This is a genomic window from Rhizobium sp. USDA 3886 (assembly GCF_056279785.1).
The window spans coordinates 445702-465803 of record NZ_JBWCDC010000002.1 but is presented as its reverse complement, the minus strand read 5'-3'; the positions used below and the strand labels follow the sequence as shown (position 1 = coordinate 465803).

Below are 20102 nucleotides of genomic sequence, written 5' to 3'. Positions count from 1 at the left end.
CACATGGACTACATCATGATAGACGATGCCGCATCGGCAATTCTGAACAGCTTTCGTGATCTTCCAGACTTTTCAGCGTTTGAGGCCTTTGCTAGTGCTCTCTGGCAGAATGAAGCCGCTGTCATGGTCGGTGCGGGCTTCAGCCGGGTTTGCACTCGCGAAACGGATAGCCCAATTCCTCCGCTTTGGAGCACCTTTAAAACGGCGATGGAAGCGGCCTTAGGATACGTCCAAGGAACCGGACCTGATGCCTTGAGACTCGCTCAGGAATACCAGACGCTTCATGGCGAAAACGGGATGGATCAATTAATCCGTCGTCTAATTGCGGACAGCCAGTGGGAGCCAGGACCGCTGCACAAGCAGCTCTTGGAATTTCCATGGCGCGACGTTCTCACGACAAACTGGGACACGTTGCTCGAGCGCACGAAGCCGCAAACGCCTGATCGAATCTATAGCTGTGTGCGGACTGTGCAAGACATCGCACATCGGGCGCAGCCTCGGATTGTAAAGCTGCATGGCTCAATGCCATCCCACAAGCCCTTCATATTTACCGAAGATGACTATCGAACTTATCCAGTTCGATTTGCGCCATTTGTCAACCTCGCTCAACAAGTCATGCTTGAACATGACCTTTGCCTTATCGGCTTTTCCGGCGTCGACCCAAATTTCTTGGCCTGGAGCGGGTGGGTTCGCGACACCCTCAATGTGTCCGCTCGTCGTATTCGGCTCGTCGGAGTGTTGAAACTATCACCAGTTTCAAGGGCGCTCCTCGAACGGCGAAATGTAACTCCTATAGATCTGGCACCACTGGTTAAAGATATACACCGCGATGAGCAGCAGGAGAGGGCGCTCGAACTTCTCTTTGCGGCTTTGTTGGCTTCAAAACCGCCTTCGCCTTACGCTTGGAGTAAGGGTCCAGACAAGTTTTCTCAGTCGGCTGTTGCAAAGGACGAGGATAGACCGACCCGTGCGGAAGTTGCAAAGGCCTGGGCGAAGGAAAGAAGCACTTATCCTGGCTGGATAGTTGGTCCAAATCGCGAAACACACCAGCTTCGCTATAGTTTTCCAACTGTACGAAATACCGCCGAGCCTGCCGAGGCTCATTTGCGCTTTTCTCTGGAACGGATTTGGCGTCACCGGACCGCTGGGATTTGGCTCAACCTGGAAGACATGCGAGATGCGGACACCCATTTTGAGAGTGCAGAGCAAAATTTAACAAAGCGAGAGAAAGTCGATCTTTGCGCTTCGATCGCAGCGGAATGGCGTCGTTATCAAAAATGGGATGAGTGGACGCGTTGGATGGTAAGATTGGAAACAATCGAAAGCAGCCAGGCTACTCTGCATCACGCGTATGAAACAGGGCAACGCGCCCTTTTAGATTGGGATGACGAGATAGTTCTGAAAGCCGCGATTGCACTCAAAAGTGACGAGCCGATCTGGATGATGCGACGCGCAGGGCTGTTGGCAACACTGTTTTGCCACCGTGAGGCAGCAGAGCTGTATCAAGCCGCGCTGCTAGGCATTCGTCAGAAGCTGCTGTCGGCTCCGAAATCCGCCTGGTTGACTTCCTTGGAAGGGTGGGCCGCCATGTTCCATCGAGTTTCCCACTCTGCGTTAAGCGACGATCACTTCTCTTTTCCTGAGGATGAGAGCGACGAAACGCGTATGCGCTACGTTGCAGCAAGAGCCGACCCTTGGGATACCATCTCACGCTTGGAGGTGCGCGCATCGGAAAGAATTGATAGAAATCGCAGCGATGCCGAGCAATGGAAGCTTTCTTTCAAATCTGGTCGCTACAGTCCGGGCGGCACCAGACGCCTTGGTGGCGACGACGAGTGTCCATTCTATGGCCTGCTTGAGCTAATCGAGCGGACAGGTGCCCCCGAACACATAGCTAGTTTCAATGTCTTCTCGACGCGTCTGGAGACAGCCTATCGGGCGATTACAAAACATGATGAAGGCGACCTTCTAACCTTTTTCGCTCGATATCGAGGATCGGAAAAAAAGATACTCGATCGGATCATACCCCGCATGCAAGTCGCTCGGCTGAGCGATCCTGCCGTACAGCACTTTCTTTCAGTGATCCCACGGCGCATAGACAGGCTCAGCATATTGCGGGATCGCTTCGGGGCGGAGAATCATTTGGTATTTCTCCTGGAGCTTTTAGCAAGGGTTGTTGTCCGCGCATCAGCGACTCGGGCCCTCGAAGTCTTTCAGTGGATTGTCAACCTGCTCAATCGTTCCACGCTTTCGTGGATAAGCTACTCGGCCTGTGGTGCGATACTAGAAGGTGCCGTCGAAGCCATGGAGGCAGATGAACGCCAAAAAGCTATGGATCTAGCCCTGCATTTGAAGACGCCAGGTGAGGCTGGGGCACAAGGAATTGAACGAGACTGGCCTGAAGTTTTTGACGATTTTTCAGAGGCAGATGCGCAGAAATTTGACGTCTCTGCGCACAACGCCGCTCGGATCAATTCGCTGATCGCTTTAGTAAGAGACGGGGCGAAACTAGATCGCGGCAGGGCGCTAAAGCGACTTCATATCTTCCATCGAGCAGGAAAACTGACCGAGGATCAGACCAAGTCGTTGGATACCGCGATTTGGGCGCGGCGCGAAGAAGGCGGATGGCCGTCCGATACAGAGCTGCATCCATGGATATTTTTGGAGTTACCCGGCAAGGCGGGCGCGGAAGCCTTGTTTATTGAAAAGATTGTCGGCGGAGTGGTGAGTGGGCAAATCGGTCATGAAATATTGATGAACCTCCGCGCTGGATTGGACAGAACAGAGGCTGTTATTCCAAAGGAAGCACTCGTTTCGTGTGTCAAGAGCTGTCTGGGGTGGACGCCGGCTTCGACAGAAGAGAAGAGTCCAATGATCCGAGATCTGTTGGGAGATGGAGTGCACGACCAAGCGACAGGACGTGAAATAGGTGAGGTCTTGGCGCGGAGTCTGCTACCTCGCCTGGAGGCTGAAGACCTGCCGGAGGATGTCGCTAGACTGTTGAAGGCCCCAGAGAAATTGCCACACATCCCATCCTTGGCCGCAACGGCATTTCAGGTGTCGCGCCTGTGGCCAGATCATCAATCCGTAGCCTTCAAACAAATTCGGTACGCGATGGCCAGCCGAGAGCCGTCAAGCGTGTATCCCACCTTTATTGCCGTCAAGCAGGTTATCAAAAACGCCTCGGCAGACGCAAACTTCCCCAGGGATATCAAAGAGCTGTTGCTCCACGCCTGTGAACAGCGGACTCAACCGGGGTTGAGCTCTACTCTGAATCTGCTGGGTGACATGTTCGAACGTGGCCAACTGAATGGCGATGATATTGAACGCCTTTCAAGTGCATTACCACATGTTCTCAATGAGTATCGCTACGACCAGAAGAATTTGGAGGTTCCCGCGATGGCCGAACTGCCCACTGTGCGCAGAGAGGTGCATCGTCTCTCGAAAATGCTATCGCATCATTGCTCGGAGCTAGAACAACTGAAAGCAGAGCTTGATGAAGACCCATTGCCGGAAGTTCGCTTTCTCAAATGAAAAATGGTGCCGCAAGACGAACGTCAGCTTTGGTCAATCGACTCCCGCAAACAGTCTGTCTCCTTCCGGCCCCTAGCCGGACCCCCTTGACCGGCCGCGATTGGGTGGACAGAACTGGCGCCTTTCAGAGTCGACATAGTCGAAGGCGGCCATTCACTACGTGTCAAAGCCGCTCAGCTTAGGCACCAGCTATTCTGCCTTCCGGGAGGATAGGGATTGTCGGTTATAAACGGCTCAAGTGTCTAGCATGTCCCACTCGTCGCCGAGTACCCAACGAATAGCGGATAGCTTGCCGCTGAGCATTCCCCACTCGAAATCGGTCCATGGGCCCAGTTCGCCGGGATACTGCTCTTCAGCGGACTTCATGGCGGCGATCATGCCGTCCCATATCTCGTCTACGATCATGCCGCGCCGCTCTCCGGGTGTGCCAGCCTCCCAGATCTCCCTTGGAACCCGCTTCTGTTTGCCGCTCTCGACTGCGGCGATGATACCCCACTTGCGGCCGTACCAAATCTGCGTCGTCAACTTGTCTTCAGCTTCGAGCAGTTCGGACAGTGCCCGAGACTCTTGGCTGTATTCTCGGTCGAAGGTGATCTCCTCGATTAGGTCGCTGGCATACTCGTTCAGGAGTGTGCCAAGGTTGGTTGAGTAGAGTGAGTGCGCTCCATCGAAGAGGGCCGCGAGATCCGGGTGCGGTAAGCGCGTGTCGGCGCCCTTCTGACTGAAGTCGTGGATGTTGTGCGTGACAAACGCAAGCACGTCGTCGCCTTCCCGCTCCGCGAATGCGTCGATATATGTCTCAATGATTATAGCGTCGCCGATACCGTTCATCTGTCGGTGGAACGGCGCAACCTTTGCAATGGCGCGGTCCGCTGCACGAGCCTTTACGCTCTCGCTGATGGGGATCGGTTCGGTCGTTGTGAACAGCTTCTCGATCAGGCCAACCGCTTCATTCACGGCTTCACCGCCAGTGGCGATGCGATGATCAATCTCGTTCAACTGCTTGAGAACTTCGTTTCGTTCGTCCTCTGGTGCGAACTGCGCGATTGCGTCCTTTACCCGTTTGAAGTGACTTGACAGGCTGGCGCGGCTGGACGCTATCACCCGCTCCCGATTGCGGGCGAATTCATCGAGGATCATCTGTGGCAGGATCAGTTCAACATCGCCTGCCTTTGTCATCGCGAATAGGGCGTCCAGTAACGGTAGGTGGCGCGGGTCTTTCGTGAGATCCAGCCACACCGACGTGTCGATCAGTAGTTTAAGCTTCATCTTAACCCCGCAAAAAATGATTACGGAGACTAGCGGTTTCCGAGCGTGTTCACCACCCGCAGGCTGTCTCTTCCGAAGTCGTAGCGGAACGGTGGCTTTCCGTACTCTCCATACCAAAAAGCCGATCGTCCGCTCTCGGCCCCAGATCCGCCTCCAGCTTCCAGCTGCGGCCCACCAACCGCGCAAGGTCGTCCCGACTCCGCCAAGGCCGAGGCACGAGCCGCAAAGGCCGCAGAGGATCGTGACTTCGAGCTGGCTGACCTTCTAGGCAGTCTCAGCAGCATTGTTCGCGAAGACATCCAGCTTCTCGACGATGCAATTGCAGATGAACAGTTTGAAGGCGAAGCGTCGGTCGCGGTACGCTAGGGTTGGAACCGGCCGGCTGCGGCTCGGCGTCGTACCGAAATCTCTGACAACGACGCGCACCAAGTCGTCTGCCCCGCCTGATTGACCGAAGACCCCAACCGCACATCCGAGAAAAAAGAATTCGTCACGGTTGCAGGCCGCAGTCGGCCTTTCCACCGTCGGTGCTTACTCGGCGGCCTGCGATAGAGGAGTAATATCGGCCTCCGGCAGTGCAATTCTCACCAGAAACTCGTAGTCGTCCACCATCTGGTGGACATCCGATCCGGTCCTGGCGACGGTCCAATAGTCGCGAGCGGCGCCAAACACCGTTGAAATTTGCACGATCTCCCAGGCGCCTCCGGTTTCCCTGCGTCTTGCCCAGTAGAAGCATTCAGGCTCCAAGGCCGACAACTCAAGCATCCGCGAACTCCCACTTTGCCCACGCTACCATTGAACCGTGCATCGGACCGAAGTCCTACTTGATGCCGGCACCCCGCCGGGCGGCAACCATACATGAGGATCCCTCGGCTGTCATCGCGCATCTGCCTTAGCCAGACTCGCTTCCACCACTAGTTTGCAGGCGTCTCATCGCCGAAACCGGCAGTATTGAGAACCACGGCCTCGCCCCGGCGCGGGCCATTTCTCGGAGCAGCTTACGTGACATCAAACCGCTCAAGCATCTTCTTGAGCTGCAAGTTCTGTCGATGGAGCTGTTCAGTCAGTAGCTTCTTGAGCCGCTTATTCTCTGCATCAAGGGTAGCTACTTCCTCAAGGGAAATCACATCCCGAGCAGTCACGGATTCCGCACTTCGGGGCTTGTTCCTGCCCATCGCAATGGGACCGCGCTTAACATGCTTTCGAGGAGTACCCGTTGACGTTGTCCGAGGCTGCGGCCCTGGTTTACTCTCCGGCACTTGCGCAACAACTTCGGCGGCAAGTACGCTGGCCTCATGTTGATTTGGCACTTCACCGACTGCGCCGTTGCCCGATGGTGTCGCCGTGCCTGCAACGATGGCCTCACTTGCGTGTTCGCTAGCGTTACCCGGGTTCATCGGATCACACGGCATTTCTCGACCTTGGTCAGGCGTACCGGGTGCTCCATCTGAATTGAACGGATGCGGTGCGCTATCTTCCGCTTCACGGGCGAGGGCTTTGAGATCAGTGTCACCCCAAATTGATTTGGTCCGGGCCTTCATCGCTCGCCGACCCGACTTGAATTCAACAACGAATTTCCGTTGTGGCGTTTTCATATGATTTCAACCTTAAGCAACTCGTAGCACAGCCAGCGCCGACTGGCGCCACTGCGTTCCTGCCCGGCGGGGCCTATATATCGCCTCACCGGGCGCTGCAACTGGCCAGCGCGCGAGACAACGACGAATACTTCGCGTCGGCAACCTCGTAGTCAACGGGCTTTGAGGAGCTATCCGCAGGAAATATTCGCCCAGCAATCGCTCGCCCTATCGGCGGGATTTGGAGGCGAGCCCAGTCTCCGGCGTTACGCAATCAGGCGGCCAGTCGAGAAAATGACCGCCTGCACGGCCCCGCTCGTGAATCAATCCAGCCCGAGCCTCTTGCGCAGTTCCGTATTTTCCGCGCGCAACTTTTCCGCCAGACGCTTGCGAAGCTTCTGGTTCTCCTCTTCGAGCTGAACAAGATCTGCCAGCTCATCGCTGGCCGGAGCCGGCTTCTCGTTCTTCTGAACAGCTGGCGTCGCGCTCCGCTTCCAGTTATAGTAGGTCTGCTCCGATATGCCGGCAGTCTTGATCGCGTCCTTGAGGCTGCTCTTTCCTTCGGTGACTGCCGTCTCGATCAGCTTGAGCTTGCCGGTTTTTTCCTGCTCGCTATATGCCCGTGGCTTGGTGACCTGCGACTTTGCAGCATCTGCCTTTGATGCAGATCGCGCCGGTTCGACGGCCGTCGTCGGGCGCTGTGGCGACCTCTGCTTCTTGGCAGCAGGTGTTTTTGCCTCCACCTCCGTCGTCTCAACTGCAGCAACCGGTCCTATGTTGTTCTCATCAGCCATCATTATTTCCCCTCTATTTCATCGCCTGTTCTCGGATGAACGAACTATAGAGTCAACACTACCGCCAGCCTCATCTTTGCGGGTGGTCGAATGTAATTGGGCGGCCTCGGGATGGCATGCAGGAGACAATCTGAACCGCCGTAAGATCGCTGAAGCACAATGCTTTCCATTCGGTCACTCGATCTCGTAAATCGCCGCGTTGTCCTGCACTTCGCGCAGCCCCTTGTATGACGAATGCCGCAGCTTGCCGTCGTGCGTCCATGCCCGATATTCGATCTCAGCAATCAGCGTCGGCTGCACCCAGACAATACCCTTTGATCGGTCCTTGTATTCGACGGGCGGCTTCTTCACCGTCAGGCGATCGAGCATAGAGCGCAGCGGCGATGTCACGTTGTTTGATCAAGGTCGGAACAAGGCGCTTATGTGAGACGTCAGGCGGTTGCGCCGGTCACGGCTTTCCACTGCGCCATTGCGCGGATCCGATGGATGTGGATGGCGAGGGCTGAGTTTTTCTGGTGCGGGGGGACGAAGAGATTTCGGAGTGCCGAAAAGATCGATATGAACCGTTGCAAGCCGCCGACGGATCGAAATCCCTGCATCATCCGCTCCCGTTTTCGAAGCGGCACGTGAGAATTCTCGGCCCGATTGTTCAGGCCCTTGTGCGATCGATGTTCGACGGCGGGCATCACCTCCCGTCTTGCAGCACCATATGAGCGCAATTTGTCGGTGACGATCCGCTTCGGCGTCAGGCCTTGCTTCTTCAGCAGCCTGACCAGCAATCGCCTGGCGGCTTGGGTATCGCGGCGGGCTTGAACGATCTCGTCGAGAACGTAACCGTCTTGGTCAACGGCACGCCAGAGCCAATGTTTGCGGCCGCCGATGGAAATCACCACCTCGTCCAGATGCCAGATATCCTTTCGCGAAGGCCTCTTTCTGCACAACTGCCTGGCATAAGCCGTTCCGAATTTACGACCCCATCTCCGGATCGTCTCATGGGAGACGACGATACCGCGCTCCAGCAGCATCTCCTCGACCATCCTCAGGCTCAAAGGGAACCGAAAATACAGCCAGACCGCACGGGCGATGATCTGCGGTGGAAAGCGGTGGTTCTTGTAGCTTACGGCCGGACTGTTCATCCCAACCCATTACCAGACAACCGTTAAGCCGCTGACAACGTGACATCACCGACCCGAGCAATAGCTGCGTGCGGGTCTCCGTTCGCTGTTGGTGCCATACCGGGCGATGTGAACAGACTGAAGTCGCTGACCAACGCGGAGGGAACATGATCCGGAATGGAATCTCGCTGCACTTTATTTTCTCCTTCTGTCCCACCGACTCATCACCTTGACGGGTGCGAAGTAAGACAATCAAATTCATGCCAATCTCACTGATCAAGACGAGGAGTGATTTAAGGGCAGGACTTCAATGACTTAGCCTCAGGATGATCAAGATGTTATAAAAAAGGCTGTGTCGCGACACAGACAAAACCGACTGAAGCTCTTTGATAGAGTCACCTCACGACGCTATCGCCAGTTTTGCGCTTTGGAGTGTCTTCACCGTTGCCGCGTTGACCAGAGGTTTGGAGACGCAAAACATATCTATAGGCGCGTATCGATCCGCAGTCAGGGTATGCTGAGCCAATCTCATTTCCCGGTATCGCCGGAGCTAAATTTGGCATCCAATCCGGAAATGAGGCTCTTCAGCTGCCGTTCGGGAACCCGTGAAGACGCCTCCGTCGGTGGCAGCCAGATTAGCACGCGTTCCCGACACTCAGGAAATGTGAATCTAACCTTCTTAACCTGCAGGAGATGAGCTTGCACGACGCACTGAATGGAGCGGTTGTTTTTTATCCTCTTCAAATATGTGTAGTACCCGTATGGCTTCTTCTTGGCGTTGCCTCTTACGCCGGCTTCTTCCCACGCTTCACGTTCCGCAACTTCATGCGGCTGCAATCCCTGGATCGGCCAGCCCTTAGGGATGGTCCAGCGGTGCGTTTCGCGTGTCGTGATCAGAAGAACTTCGAGGATCCTGTCAGGATTGGCCCGAAAGCAGATGGCACCGACTTGGTTGGCAACCTTCCCACGCATTATTGCCTCCGCATGCGGAGCGGGCCGCACACCCGCCCGAGCGAGAACAGCGAATTTAAAAGGGCACCAAGGATGCCATAGGCCGATGGATTTAGCTCGAGCGGGTTCATTGACCAACATTCGCTGAGCGCTTGGAAAAAGATGCTGCGATGACTAGAAAAGGTTTGCAGGTCATGCAGCGCCCGGCGCTGGTCTCGCGGGCGCGGGATCAGCCGGGTACCTTGTCCATCGCGCGTGCCAAAGGGGATACGAGGCAGGGGGTCTCCATGGATGCGACAGATGCGTATAGGGGTTCCATTGGGGCGCCGGTACATGACAGGCGATGTAAACAGTTAAATCCGTCACAAAATCGGGGCGGGATATGATTGGGAATGGAAATGCTATCCACTCGGTTTTTACTTTCTCTCGCCACTCATCAGCTGGGTCGTTTTCAGGTGGGGGAGGATCGGTAATCTCGTCAGCGGGCTTCGGCCTCTCAAGCGAACAGCCAGCGAGCGGACTCACCGAGCGGCGGTACTTTCTCAGGCTCGAATGGCGCGATAAAGAAGCCCGATCACGCGCTGGCCGACGGCGACGTGGAACACGGTTCAAAAAGATCGAAACCGGCATCGCAGCGCACTCCAAAATGGATCGAAACGGTGAGATTTTCCTCTTCCATGCAGGATAAGACTCCAACATTTTCCTCTTTCTTTGCTCCATCGCGCCTACCCGTGACACAGCTGCAGGCCCGTAGTGGCTCGCCGCTTTGTGATGGTGAGGTTTCAAATCTCATGCCAATCTGACTAATTAGGCCGCAGAAATGCTTTTTATGACCGCTTTTCAGTTATTTAGGCCTTGGGAAAGTGAGAGGCTGAGGCGACTGGCCTGTGTCGCGGATGCAACAAAAAGCAGGTGCCGGTTTCATTTCGAACGAGGGCAGGAAGGCGCGTCCATCGGCGCAAAAAAGGCGCGATCTGGAAACCAGATCGCGCCAAACCGCACTTGCCGTGCGGGCCCTGGGAGGCATTACTTGGCCGGCTTGGTCACCGGCGGAATGATTTCGATCGGCACCTCGCCGGCAAGCGCGGCCGAGAGCTGCGCTCGATCGAGCTCGCCTTCCCACTTCGCCACGACGAGCGTTGCAATGGCATTGCCGATAATATTAGTAATTGCCCGGCATTCCGACATGAAACGGTCGATGCCGAGGATCAGCGCCATACCGGCGACAGGCACCGCCGGAACGACCGAGAGCGTCGCGGCAAGCGTGATGAAACCGGCGCCGGTTATGCCGGCGGCACCCTTTGAACTCAGCATGGCGACGAACAGCAGCAGGACCTGGTCGCCGAGGGAGAGCGGTGTGTCGGTCGCCTGGGCAATAAAGAGCGCCGCAAGCGTCATATAGATGTTGGTGCCATCGAGGTTAAAGGAAAAACCGGTCGGGATCACGAGACCAACGACCGAACGCTTGCAGCCCGCCTTCTCCATCTTGTCCATGAGGCCTGGAAGGGCAGCCTCTGAGGACGAGGTGCCCAGTACCAGCAGCAGCTCCTCCTTTATGTAGCGGATGAGCGAGACGATCGAGAAACCGTTATAACGCGCCACCGCACCGAGCACGAGGAAGACGAACAGGAATGAGGTGAGATAGAACGTGCCGACCAACATTGCGAGGTTGGCGATCGAGCCGACGCCGTACTCGCCGATGGTGAAGGCCATGGCGCCGAAGGCACCGATTGGTGCCGCTTTCATGAGGATCGTCACCAGCTGGAAGATCGGCAGTGCCAGCGCTTGCAGGAAGTCGACGACTGGCTCGGCCTTCTTGCCCACCATAGCTAGGGCTATGCCAAAGAGAACGGATATGAAGAGAACTTGCAGGATGTCGCCTTCGGCGAAGGCGCCGGCAAGCGTCGTCGGGATGATGTGCATGAGGAAACCGGTCACCGACTGATCGGTTGCCTTCGCCGTGTAGGTGGCGATCGCTTTCATGTCGAGCGAGGCCGCGTCGATATGCATGCCCGCACCGGGCTGCACCACATTCACGACCACGAGGCCGACGACAAGCGCCAGCGTCGAAAAGGTCAAGAAGTAGGCCATCGCCTTGGCGGCGACGCGACCGACCTTGGCGACATCGCTTATGCTGGCGATACCAGTTGCAACGGTCAGGAAGATGACCGGCGCGATGATCATCTTCACGAGCTTGATGAAGGCGTCGCCGAGCGGCTTCATCTGCGTGCCAACTTCGGGGTAGAAATGCCCGAGCAGGATACCCGTGGCGATTGCCGCAAGAACTTGGACGTAGAGATGTCGATGGAACGGTGTCTTGCCGCGGATCTTCGCGGAATGCTCAACGATCATTGCCGAATTCCCCATATGCGTGAACCGTCTACAAAGCCGTTTGCCGAATCGACGCCCAGGCGTGGTTGCGGCCAATAGCTAACGTTAAGCTAGTCCTAATTCAAACCAGTCGCTCATCCCGGTGGTTCGCTTTTCTCAGGAACAAAGCAGCTTTGATATTCCTTACATTCTCGGCAACTGGGGGCCGTGCACATCGAAGAACCCTCGGCCTCGCAAAGCATGCGATAAAGATATTTTTTCCACCTCATGTGATTGGTATTGCCGGCCGCTAGCGTGGGAAAATGGATGGCAAGCAAGAGGCTAAGTTCGGACCTATCGGATAGTCCAAGCTCCAGCCACAGATGGTCGTGGCGCAAGGCGCGCCGGGCGATGATCTTGGCGAAACAAGCGCTTGCTGGGTCGCCGTGTCGAGCATGCGCGAGCAGCAGATCGCGCAGAAGTTCCTCTTCCACACCAGGCTCGGCTTCGCGCACGTTTTCCAAGCCGAACGCCTGCATAACAGTGGCGGGAACACAGCGGTTAAGGATATCTCGCAGTTCGGCACGGGAAAGGCCGGTTGCCTCGGTCGCAGTTGCCACGTCGGCCGCAATCTCTTCCAACACGTGCAAGAGCACGCAGGAAAAGACGTACTGATCGAAGTCCATGTCCAAGTCTATTGGTTGCTTCAGATCCACCGATTGCGATGATTGTGGCAAACCAGGTCGATCGGTTAGGAGGGTCACGCTCCTATTCGACAAATTTCGGATCTGAGTGACGCTTGACATGTTGCTTCCTCCTTCGCTCCATAAGTCGCCACGAGATGATCTGCGGCGCGGCAGCATGCTGCTCGAGGATAGTGTTTCAAAATTCATGCCAGTTGGGCTTACAGAGGATGATGGATCAAGCTTTTGCGGTGTTTTCAAGGGTTAGGTAAGCTCCTCGTTGCAGGCAGGATGGGCACCGACGCGAGAAAACGACAAGTTGGGTGCTGGTTTTGCGCCAAAAGTTGCGGCGCCCCGTTACTAAGACGCTGACAACAAATTCACGGCGTTCTGGCTTTGCAAGACTGCCATCGCACGGAATGCGTCAAGTATATGGTCGAGCTCGCGCCGCGGAGATCTCGCTGCCGCGTTGCATTGATTGTGCCAAAGCTGCGCCTGCCGTCAAACTGCAGAGGGCATGACTAAAAATACCGGCAGCGCTTGCTAAGCCGATGGGAAAGGAAACTCAGTACGCGCCACGCCAGATCCCTGATCCTGCAGAACAACGCAGTGCCGTTACGGACACGATGTCAAATGGCACGGCGCTTGCAGTCCGTTCGAAGCCGCCTAACAGCCGAGCACAGCAGTTGAGGCGACGCCGCTTACGGGTCCGACTATTGTGAGTTTTCTCGAGGCCTTTGGGCAGCGAAATCTTGAAGACACTCAAGCCGACTCGAAAACAAATCCAGAGCCGGAAAGGAGCAATGCTGATGACGATGAAGAAAAGGTTCCCTTCGTTACCTTTCGCACACGTGTTCGCGATGAGACCGTGGAGGGGCCAAATCCGTACCGTTGGGAAAACAAGACTACGGAAGATTATTTTAGCGGTAGGCGCACGATTTTATTTTCGCTCCCGGGCGCCTTCACGCCGACCTGTTCAACTTATCAATTGCCCGATTTTGATAAGCTCTATGAGGAATTTGAGAAGCACGGAATCGAGTCGGTCTACTGCCTCTCTGTCAACGACGCATTCGTGATGAATGCGTGGGGCAAGGCGTCTGGACTGAAGAAGGTCGAGCTAATCCCTGATGGTTCGGGCGAATTCACCCGCAAGATGGGGATGTTAGTCGCAAAGGACAATCAGGGCTTTGGCCTCCGCTCCTGGCGCTACGCTGCCGTGATCAACGATTGTTTTATAGAACAATGGTTCGTGGAAGAAGGCCTCTCGGACAATTGCGAAACCGATCCCTATGCGGTCTCGTCGCCACAGAACATTCTCGAAACGCTGAAGTCTCTCAAGACCGAGTCCACCCCCTGACCAGCGGAACGAACGTCTGACGGCTCTGTGAGAGCAGAGCCTAAATTTCGTTCCACGACAAGCTCGTGCTCTAATTCTTAAGATGTGGCTCTGCGTTGGGTTGGTGCGCTGAATGCGCCCCTACCAAGCCTGGCGTACACATTCGTGTCGATGACTGAACAAACCCAGCGCTAACCAGGAATGGCTCCTTCGAGTTCACGCTATCCCAGCCGCACCTTTGCGTTGTTCGGTCTCGACCGTGTTGGAAATGCGACATAGCGGCCTCAGCTTGACGCTGCGTTAAAAGGGTTTTTCGGTTGGCACGCTAAGTGCATCGTCGAATTGCCAACAAATCTCGAAACCAGGAGAAACGATCCGATGATCACGCTCACCGAAATGGCAATCGCCGCAGTGAAGGCCGCCATATCCCAGGCTCCCGATGTGACCGGCTTGCGCGTCACGGTCCAAATGGACGGCTGCGCCGGCATCAAATATCATGTGGGCTTGGAGAGCAGTTCCCGAGAGGGCGATGCTGTTATTGAGACGGATGGAGTCAAGGTGTTTGTGGATGCGGGCTCTCAACCCCATATCGCCGGCTCGACCTTGGATTTCGTCACGGATCCGGGTTCCTTCGGTTTTATCTTCGATCATCCTAACCCACTGGAGAAGTGCGCCTGCGGCAAGTCCTGTGGCTAATCATATCGCATGCGAACGTCCAAGGGAGAGCCCGCGGCTGCAAGGTTTGCGTCACATCGGTCGTTGAGTGGTACCCAATGAAACCTATTTATCTCGATAATAATGCATCAACACAAGTCGATGCCGAAGTTGTTCAGGCGATGCTGCCATTCTTTTTAAATCAGTTTGGCAACGCTTCATCGATGCATGACAGCGGCGGCGCCGCCAGAGCAGCGATCAAGACGGCGCGGCGGCAGTTGCAAGCGCTGACCGGCGCAAAGTTTGATCATGAGATCGCTTTAACTTCGGGGGGCACCGAAAGCGTTAATACAGCGATCCTTTCGGGTCTTGAGATGGATCGCGGGCGCACTGAAATAGTGACTTCGGCGGTGGAGCATCCGGCCGCGCTGACGCTCTGCGCACACCTTGAGAAGACGCGAGGCGTCAAAGTGCACAGGATCCCGGTGGACCACCATGGCCGACTCGACCTTGATGCCTACGGGACCGCCCTTACCCATCGCGTCGCAATCGTTTCGATCATGTGGGCGAACAACGAGACAGGCACAATATTCCCCGTGGAAAGGCTTGCTGAGATGGCGAAGCAAGTTGGCGCAGTTTTCCACGCCGATGCAGTGCAAGCGGTTGGCAAGCATGCGATGGACCTGAAATCGACGGCAATCGACATGCTGTCGCTCTCCGGTCACAAGCTACATGGACCGAAAGGCGTCGGCGCGCTCTACATAAAACACGATGCGGCCTTTGACGCACTCATCAGGGGCGGTCATCAGGAGCGCGGCCGACGCGCCGGCACAGAGAACACGCCCGGAATCGTAGGTTTAGGCAAGGCGGCCGAGCTCGCATTGGAACGCACGGACGAGGAAAACAAACGGGTAAAATCGCTACGCGATCGATTGGAGAGAGGACTTCTTGAGCGCATCCCCGGGACCTTCGTCACCGGCGACCCGCTGGCACGATTATCGAATACAACGAACGTCGCCTTCGATCGCATTGCTGGTGAAGCAATACAATTTGTGCTCAATCGCCATGGCATCGCTTGCGCCTCGGGCTCCGCCTGCACTTCTGGTTCCTCGGTGCAGAGCCATGTTCTGACGGCCATGAACATTCGCCACGTTACGCCACTCGGGGCAGTTCGCTTTTCCTTTTCACGCTATAACCGCGATGAGGACGTCGATCGAGTGCTCGCACTTATGCCAGGAATCGTGGCGAAGCTACGTGACGGCGCCCCGGTCTCCAGGGGCAGGCCCACTCGCTTACTTGAGCCAGCGTCCTCGACGCGGGATAGATAGGCCTGCGCGCCGAAGAGATCGATGAGGTTCGTGCCACACTGGCTTTTGGGCCTCCCAATCAACGCAAGCCCCGGATAATACCGCGGCTTTCTAGACGAGTATGCGTGAGCGGCGTTGCCGCTGTCAACCGCGTCTCATTCTCAATCAGCGAACCATGCGGCGGCTTGTCGGATTCGAGCGAGTTGTACACCAACAAAGGAAAACGCAAATGAACAGTTGTGCGGGCGAGAGCAATCCCATTGATGTTATCAACGTTCTTGAGCGGTTAAAGCGCCTGTCGGCTGCCGAGGAATTCTTCGAGGTCCTAGGCGTCTCTTATGATGTGAAGGTGCTCAATGTCTCGCGGCTCCACATCATGAAGCGCATGGGGCAATATCTGGCCGAGGAGGATCATTCCAACCTCCCCGACAAGGCGATCGCTGCTTGTGCGCGCGCCACTCTCGCACGCGCTTACGACGACTTTGCAACTTCTTCACCGCTTTCCCATCGAGTCTTCAAGGTGCTCAAGGACCGCGATCCGACAAAGGCCGCCCCGCCGCGTCGCATCTTTGTAGCATTAGGCCCCAACTTGACTTCATTCGAACAGAAATAAGTGTGGCAGGGTTGCGACACCAATGTCTCCGATCCGACAGAACCCGTCGCGTGGCTGAACCCTCACAAAGAGAGCACATTAACATTTTAAGAGGTTTTCCTACCCCCGACATGGTTGGCACGATTAGTGCTTAGAGTAAGAACCGCCAATCCACTTCGATCGGGAAACCAAAGTCATCATGCACATCGTTGTCTGTATCAAGCAGGTGCCGGACTCCGCCCAGATACGCGTCCATCCGGTGACCAATACCATCATGCGCCAGGGCGTGCCGACCATCATCAACCCGTACGATCTCTTCGCGCTCGAAGAAGCATTCAAAGTGCGTGACTGCCATGGAGGGGCGATCACTGTCCTCACTATGGGCCCACCCATGGCAGAGCAAGCGATGCGCAAGGCGCTCACTTATGGCGCCGACCGCGCGATTCTTCTGACCGACCGTCACTTCGCGGGGTCCGACACATTGGCGACTTCATTCGCTATCGCTCAAGCAATCGTGAAGATTGGCGATAGCTTTGGCGCGCCTGATATCGTCTTCACCGGTAAACAAACGATCGATGGCGACACCGCCCAGGTCGGGCCTGGAATTGCCAAGCGTCTGGATCTCCAGCAGCTCACTTATATAACGAAAATCGCTTCTATCGATCGCCATGCGCGCGAGATCACGGTTGAGCGGCGCTCGGAAGGCGGCACGCAGATGCTGAAGAGCAAATTCCCGTGCCTTATCACTATGCTGGAGGGTGTCAATTCTATCCGGCGCGGCTCTCTCGATAATGCTTTGCGTGCAGCCCGGTTCCCAATTCTGAAGTGGAGTGCGGCCGACGCTGGAATTGAGGACCTGGCTAACTGCGGCTTGAGAGGGTCGCCGACGGTCGTGAAACGCGTATTCGCTCCCACCGCCCGAGCGCAAAAAGCTATGCAAATCGACACAACCGACAAAACCGCTGGCCATGTCGCTGACGAGGTGGTCGCATCAATCTTCACCAACCAACCTTCGTTGGAAGGTGAGCTTTCATCCAATGGCAGCGCGTGAGCAGCAAGGAGCAAATGATGGAAATCCAAAAAAGTGAGACGCCGTCTCAAGCCACCGGCCGTGCCGCCATGAAGAAAGAGTTGCCCAAGCATTATCAGGACCATCGGCACGTCTGGGTCTTCATTGAGCTGGAGCGGGGCCAGGTCCATCCCGTGTCCCTCGAATTGCTCGGTGAAGGCCGCAAGCTTGCCGACAAGCTGGGCGTTCAGCTTGCTGGCGTGGTCGTCGGGCCACGGGACGGAGTGGGGACCGGGCCCGCCATTGCAGACGCCTTCGCTTACGGGGCCGATCTCGCCTACCTTATTGAGTCGCCGCTACTCGTAGATTATCGAAATGAGCCATTCACCAAAGCCCTGACAGATCTGGTCAATTGCCATAGACCTGAAATTTTGCTTCTGGGCGCGACCACACTCGGCCGCGACCTTGCGGGTTCTGTGGCAACTACGTTGCAGACAGGGCTAACGGCCGACTGCACGGAACTGGACGTCGATGTAGATGGTTCCCTCGCGGCAACACGGCCGACCTTCGGTGGTTCCTTGCTGTGCACTATCTATACGCTTAACTGCCGACCGCAAATGGCAACAGTGCGTCCGAGGGTCATGGCGATGCCGCAGCGAGTGGCTAAGCCAATCGGCCGTGTTATCCGACACGATTTGATGATGGTCGAGGAAGAGATTGTCACTAAAGTTCTTGGTTTCCTCTCTGACAGCCAATCGGAAGATGCCAATCTCGCCTATGCCGATGTCGTGGTTGGCGGCGGGCTCGGGCTCGGCGCAGCCGAGAACCTACAGCACGTGAAGGTTTTCGCGAGGACGATCGGCGGTGAGTTTGGCTGTTCACGACCGCTGGTTCAAAAGGGTTGGATGCCTTTTGACCGACAGATCGGTCAGACCGGTAAGACGATCCGACCTAAGCTCTACGTTGCAGCCGGAATATCGGGCGCAATCCAGCATCGGGTTGGTGTCGAAGGAGCTGATTTAATTGTCGCCATCAACACCGATCGGAACGCACCGATCTTCGATTTCGCCCACGTGGGCGTTGTTGCTGATGCAATCCGGTTTCTTCCAGCATTGACAGAGGCCCTCACGAGGCGATTGGCGCCGCGCGATCATATGAAGCTAGTGAACTGAGGAAAGTCCAATGAGCGAGGAGAAATTCGACGCCATCGTAGTCGGAGCCGGTATGTCCGGCAACGCTGCTGCTTATACGATGGCTAGTTCCGGTCTGAAAGTGCTGCAATTGGAGCGCGGAGAGTATCCGGGCTCGAAAAACGTTCAAGGCGCCATATTGTACGCCAATACGTTGGAGACAATAATTCCCGATTTCCGCGATGACGCGCCTCTTGAACGACATCTGGTCGAGCAGCGGTTCTGGATAATGGACGATACGTCGCACACAGGAATGCACTATCGATCGGATGACTTCAATGAGCAGAGGCCAAACCGCTACACTATCATCCGCGCCCAATTCGATAAGTGGTTCTCGGGAAAGGTGCGTGAGGCGGGCGGCACGGTACTATGCGAGACAACGGTGACGAAACTTGCCCAGGATTTGAGCGGTAAGGTGATAGGCGTCCACACGGACCGCACCGGCGGCGTGATCCTTGCGGATGTCGTCGTTCTCGCTGAGGGGGCAAATGGGCTCCTCGGCACACGGGCCGGATTGCGCGAGATGCCGAAGCCGGAACATGTTGCACTCGCCGTCAAGGAAATGCATTTCCTGCCGGAAGAGATCATAGCAGAGCGCTTCGGCCTGACTGAAGACGAAGGCTGCGTGATCGAAGCAGGCGGGACAATTTCACGCGGAATGGCCGGACTGGGCTTCCTCTATACCAACAGAGAGTCAATTTCGCTTGGCATCGGCTGCCTCGTCTCCGGCTTAGCTTCAACCATGGAAAAACCGTACGCTCTTCTCGACGCCTTCAAGGGCCATCCCTCGATCCGACCGCTGATAGCGGGCTCGGAGATCAAAGAGTATGCCGCGCATCTCATTCCGGAGGGCGGCTTCAAGGCAATCCCGCAGCTCTTCGGCAATGGCTGGGTCGTCGTCGGCGACGCAGCGCAACTAAACAATGCCGTGCACCGCGAGGGTTCCAACCTTGCCATGGCATCGGGGCGCATGGTCGGCGAATCAATTTTTCACATAAAGTGCCGCGGAGGCGCAATGACCAAGCAGAACCTCTCCCTCTACAAGAGCATGCTGGACAAGTCCTTCGTTATGAAAGACCTGAGGAAGCACAAAGATATGCCCGCCCTCCTCCATACCAATCGTCAAAGCTTTTTCACGACCTATCCGAAGCTGATATCGCAGGCCGCGCAGAATTTCGTTCGCGTTGACGGTACGCCTAAGATTGAGAGCGAAAAGGCGACATCCGCCGCCTTCATCAAGGCACGTTCCCGTTGGGGATTGGTCAGTGACGCGGTCCGTCTCGCCTTGGCCTGGCGCTAAAGGATAATTCAAATGAAGGTCACGGTAATGGAACGCATCGAAGACAAACTCTACCAAAATCGTTATCTGGTCGATACGGGGCGTCCGCACATAAAAGTGCGGCCGCATTTGTCGCCAAGCCCGAACCTGCTTGCGTTAACGGAAATTTGTCCGGCCAAATGCTATGAGGTGAACGATGCTGGGCAGGTGGAAATCGTTGTGGATGGCTGCATGGAATGCGGCACATGCAGAGTGTTATGCGAAGCAAATGGTGACATCGAGTGGAATTATCCGCGAGGCGGGTTCGGGATCCTCTTCAAATTTGGATGATGAGCGCCATCTCCAGCTCAGAGTGCATTGACCGCCTTCTGCGTAACGACGGCAGATAAGTCTCAGGAATCGTCATGACGACTTTCTTATGATTTTATTTTTTCTGCGTTTGCGAATCCAGGTATTAAACTTCCGAATGCTCGAACAATAAAGTTTGCGCATGGAGGGTAGAAAC

16 protein-coding genes and 2 pseudogenes are annotated in these 20102 nt (G+C 55.9%); 9 read left to right on the top strand and 9 right to left on the bottom strand.

Going from position 1 to position 20102, the window contains the following annotated elements; translation table 11 throughout:
* Nucleotides 1-3 precede the first annotated feature (3 nt).
* Complete coding sequence (locus tag ACZ9BX_RS22505; RefSeq protein WP_087005422.1) at nucleotides 4-3534, top strand: SIR2 family NAD-dependent protein deacylase; 3531 nt, start codon at nucleotides 4-6, stop codon at nucleotides 3532-3534.
* A gap of 234 nt (nucleotides 3535-3768) precedes the next feature.
* Here the strand turns inward: ACZ9BX_RS22505 and ACZ9BX_RS22500 are convergent, their stop codons facing one another.
* The 9 genes and pseudogenes from ACZ9BX_RS22500 to ACZ9BX_RS22460 all read right to left on the bottom strand — a co-directional run bounded on the left by ACZ9BX_RS22500 (nucleotide 3769) and on the right by ACZ9BX_RS22460 (nucleotide 12353).
* Nucleotides 3769-4803: a PIN domain-containing protein gene (locus tag ACZ9BX_RS22500; protein WP_087005428.1), complete on the bottom strand. Its 1035-nt coding sequence runs from the start codon at nucleotides 4801-4803 to the stop codon at nucleotides 3769-3771.
* A 531-nt stretch (nucleotides 4804-5334) separates the two neighbouring features.
* On the bottom strand, nucleotides 5335-5568 hold the full coding sequence (locus ACZ9BX_RS22495; RefSeq protein ID WP_087005425.1) for a hypothetical protein: 234 nt from the start codon (nucleotides 5566-5568) through the stop codon (nucleotides 5335-5337).
* A gap of 233 nt (nucleotides 5569-5801) precedes the next feature.
* Nucleotides 5802-6398 (bottom strand): hypothetical protein, encoded by a 597-nt coding sequence (locus tag ACZ9BX_RS22490; RefSeq protein WP_476220241.1) that lies wholly within the window; start codon nucleotides 6396-6398, stop codon nucleotides 5802-5804.
* 302 nt (nucleotides 6399-6700) lie between these two features.
* Nucleotides 6701-7171, bottom strand: a complete 471-nt coding sequence (locus tag ACZ9BX_RS22485; RefSeq protein ID WP_087006347.1) for a transposase — start codon at nucleotides 7169-7171, stop codon at nucleotides 6701-6703.
* A gap of 174 nt (nucleotides 7172-7345) precedes the next feature.
* Nucleotides 7346-7549 (bottom strand): annotated as a pseudogene (locus ACZ9BX_RS22480) (ATP dependent DNA ligase); the annotation flags it as partial.
* Nucleotides 7550-7602: 53 nt separating this feature from the next.
* A pseudogene (locus ACZ9BX_RS22475) lies at nucleotides 7603-8353 on the bottom strand (IS6 family transposase).
* A 461-nt stretch (nucleotides 8354-8814) separates the two neighbouring features.
* A complete protein-coding gene (locus ACZ9BX_RS22470) occupies nucleotides 8815-9258 on the bottom strand; it encodes an NUDIX hydrolase (protein ID WP_051336844.1) in 444 nt (147 codons plus the stop codon).
* 1005 nt (nucleotides 9259-10263) lie between these two features.
* A complete protein-coding gene (locus ACZ9BX_RS22465; RefSeq protein WP_037144164.1) occupies nucleotides 10264-11589 on the bottom strand; it encodes a dicarboxylate/amino acid:cation symporter in 1326 nt (441 codons plus the stop codon).
* Nucleotides 11590-11702: 113 nt separating this feature from the next.
* Complete coding sequence (locus tag ACZ9BX_RS22460; RefSeq protein ID WP_084606740.1) at nucleotides 11703-12353, bottom strand: nitrogen fixation protein NifQ; 651 nt, start codon at nucleotides 12351-12353, stop codon at nucleotides 11703-11705.
* A gap of 745 nt (nucleotides 12354-13098) precedes the next feature.
* On the opposite strand from ACZ9BX_RS22460, the gene ACZ9BX_RS22455 reads away from it, so the two are divergent.
* The 8 genes from ACZ9BX_RS22455 to ACZ9BX_RS22420 all read left to right on the top strand — a co-directional run bounded on the left by ACZ9BX_RS22455 (nucleotide 13099) and on the right by ACZ9BX_RS22420 (nucleotide 19927).
* Nucleotides 13099-13587, top strand: a complete 489-nt coding sequence (locus tag ACZ9BX_RS22455) for a peroxiredoxin (protein ID WP_051336845.1) — start codon at nucleotides 13099-13101, stop codon at nucleotides 13585-13587.
* 357 nt (nucleotides 13588-13944) lie between these two features.
* Nucleotides 13945-14262 carry an iron-sulfur cluster assembly accessory protein gene (locus ACZ9BX_RS22450; protein ID WP_476220239.1) on the top strand — a complete coding sequence of 106 codons (318 nt, stop codon included), beginning with the start codon at nucleotides 13945-13947 and terminating at the stop codon, nucleotides 14260-14262.
* Nucleotides 14263-14339: 77 nt separating this feature from the next.
* On the top strand, nucleotides 14340-15548 hold the full coding sequence (nifS, locus tag ACZ9BX_RS22445) for a cysteine desulfurase NifS (RefSeq protein WP_051336843.1): 1209 nt from the start codon (nucleotides 14340-14342) through the stop codon (nucleotides 15546-15548).
* Nucleotides 15549-15756: 208 nt separating this feature from the next.
* Nucleotides 15757-16140 carry a nitrogenase stabilizing/protective protein NifW gene (gene nifW / locus ACZ9BX_RS22440; RefSeq protein WP_027513689.1) on the top strand — a complete coding sequence of 128 codons (384 nt, stop codon included), beginning with the start codon at nucleotides 15757-15759 and terminating at the stop codon, nucleotides 16138-16140.
* Nucleotides 16141-16318: 178 nt separating this feature from the next.
* Complete coding sequence (locus tag ACZ9BX_RS22435; protein ID WP_027513688.1) at nucleotides 16319-17170, top strand: electron transfer flavoprotein subunit beta/FixA family protein; 852 nt, start codon at nucleotides 16319-16321, stop codon at nucleotides 17168-17170.
* A 17-nt stretch (nucleotides 17171-17187) separates the two neighbouring features.
* A complete protein-coding gene (locus ACZ9BX_RS22430; protein WP_027513687.1) occupies nucleotides 17188-18300 on the top strand; it encodes an electron transfer flavoprotein subunit alpha/FixB family protein in 1113 nt (370 codons plus the stop codon).
* Between the two features lie 10 nt (nucleotides 18301-18310).
* A complete protein-coding gene (locus tag ACZ9BX_RS22425) occupies nucleotides 18311-19618 on the top strand; it encodes an FAD-dependent oxidoreductase (protein WP_027513686.1) in 1308 nt (435 codons plus the stop codon).
* A 12-nt stretch (nucleotides 19619-19630) separates the two neighbouring features.
* Nucleotides 19631-19927 carry a ferredoxin family protein gene (locus ACZ9BX_RS22420; RefSeq protein ID WP_027513685.1) on the top strand — a complete coding sequence of 99 codons (297 nt, stop codon included), beginning with the start codon at nucleotides 19631-19633 and terminating at the stop codon, nucleotides 19925-19927.
* Nucleotides 19928-20102 lie beyond the last annotated feature (175 nt).

Coding starts and splice junctions, on each gene's coding strand:
- ACZ9BX_RS22505 (WP_087005422.1), top strand. CDS start 4: ATGGACTACATCATGATAGACGATGCCGCATCGGCAATTCTGAACAGC.
- ACZ9BX_RS22500 (WP_087005428.1), bottom strand. CDS start 4,803: ATGAAGCTTAAACTACTGATCGACACGTCGGTGTGGCTGGATCTCACG.
- ACZ9BX_RS22495 (WP_087005425.1), bottom strand. CDS start 5,568: ATGCTTGAGTTGTCGGCCTTGGAGCCTGAATGCTTCTACTGGGCAAGA.
- ACZ9BX_RS22490 (WP_476220241.1), bottom strand. CDS start 6,398: ATGAAAACGCCACAACGGAAATTCGTTGTTGAATTCAAGTCGGGTCGG.
- ACZ9BX_RS22485 (WP_087006347.1), bottom strand. CDS start 7,171: ATGGCTGATGAGAACAACATAGGACCGGTTGCTGCAGTTGAGACGACG.
- ACZ9BX_RS22470 (WP_051336844.1), bottom strand. CDS start 9,258: ATGCGTGGGAAGGTTGCCAACCAAGTCGGTGCCATCTGCTTTCGGGCC.
- ACZ9BX_RS22465 (WP_037144164.1), bottom strand. CDS start 11,589: ATGATCGTTGAGCATTCCGCGAAGATCCGCGGCAAGACACCGTTCCAT.
- ACZ9BX_RS22460 (WP_084606740.1), bottom strand. CDS start 12,353: ATGTCAAGCGTCACTCAGATCCGAAATTTGTCGAATAGGAGCGTGACC.
- ACZ9BX_RS22450 (WP_476220239.1), top strand. CDS start 13,945: ATGATCACGCTCACCGAAATGGCAATCGCCGCAGTGAAGGCCGCCATA.
- nifS (WP_051336843.1), top strand. CDS start 14,340: ATGAAACCTATTTATCTCGATAATAATGCATCAACACAAGTCGATGCC.
- nifW (WP_027513689.1), top strand. CDS start 15,757: ATGAACAGTTGTGCGGGCGAGAGCAATCCCATTGATGTTATCAACGTT.
- ACZ9BX_RS22435 (WP_027513688.1), top strand. CDS start 16,319: ATGCACATCGTTGTCTGTATCAAGCAGGTGCCGGACTCCGCCCAGATA.
- ACZ9BX_RS22430 (WP_027513687.1), top strand. CDS start 17,188: ATGGAAATCCAAAAAAGTGAGACGCCGTCTCAAGCCACCGGCCGTGCC.
- ACZ9BX_RS22425 (WP_027513686.1), top strand. CDS start 18,311: ATGAGCGAGGAGAAATTCGACGCCATCGTAGTCGGAGCCGGTATGTCC.
- ACZ9BX_RS22420 (WP_027513685.1), top strand. CDS start 19,631: ATGAAGGTCACGGTAATGGAACGCATCGAAGACAAACTCTACCAAAAT.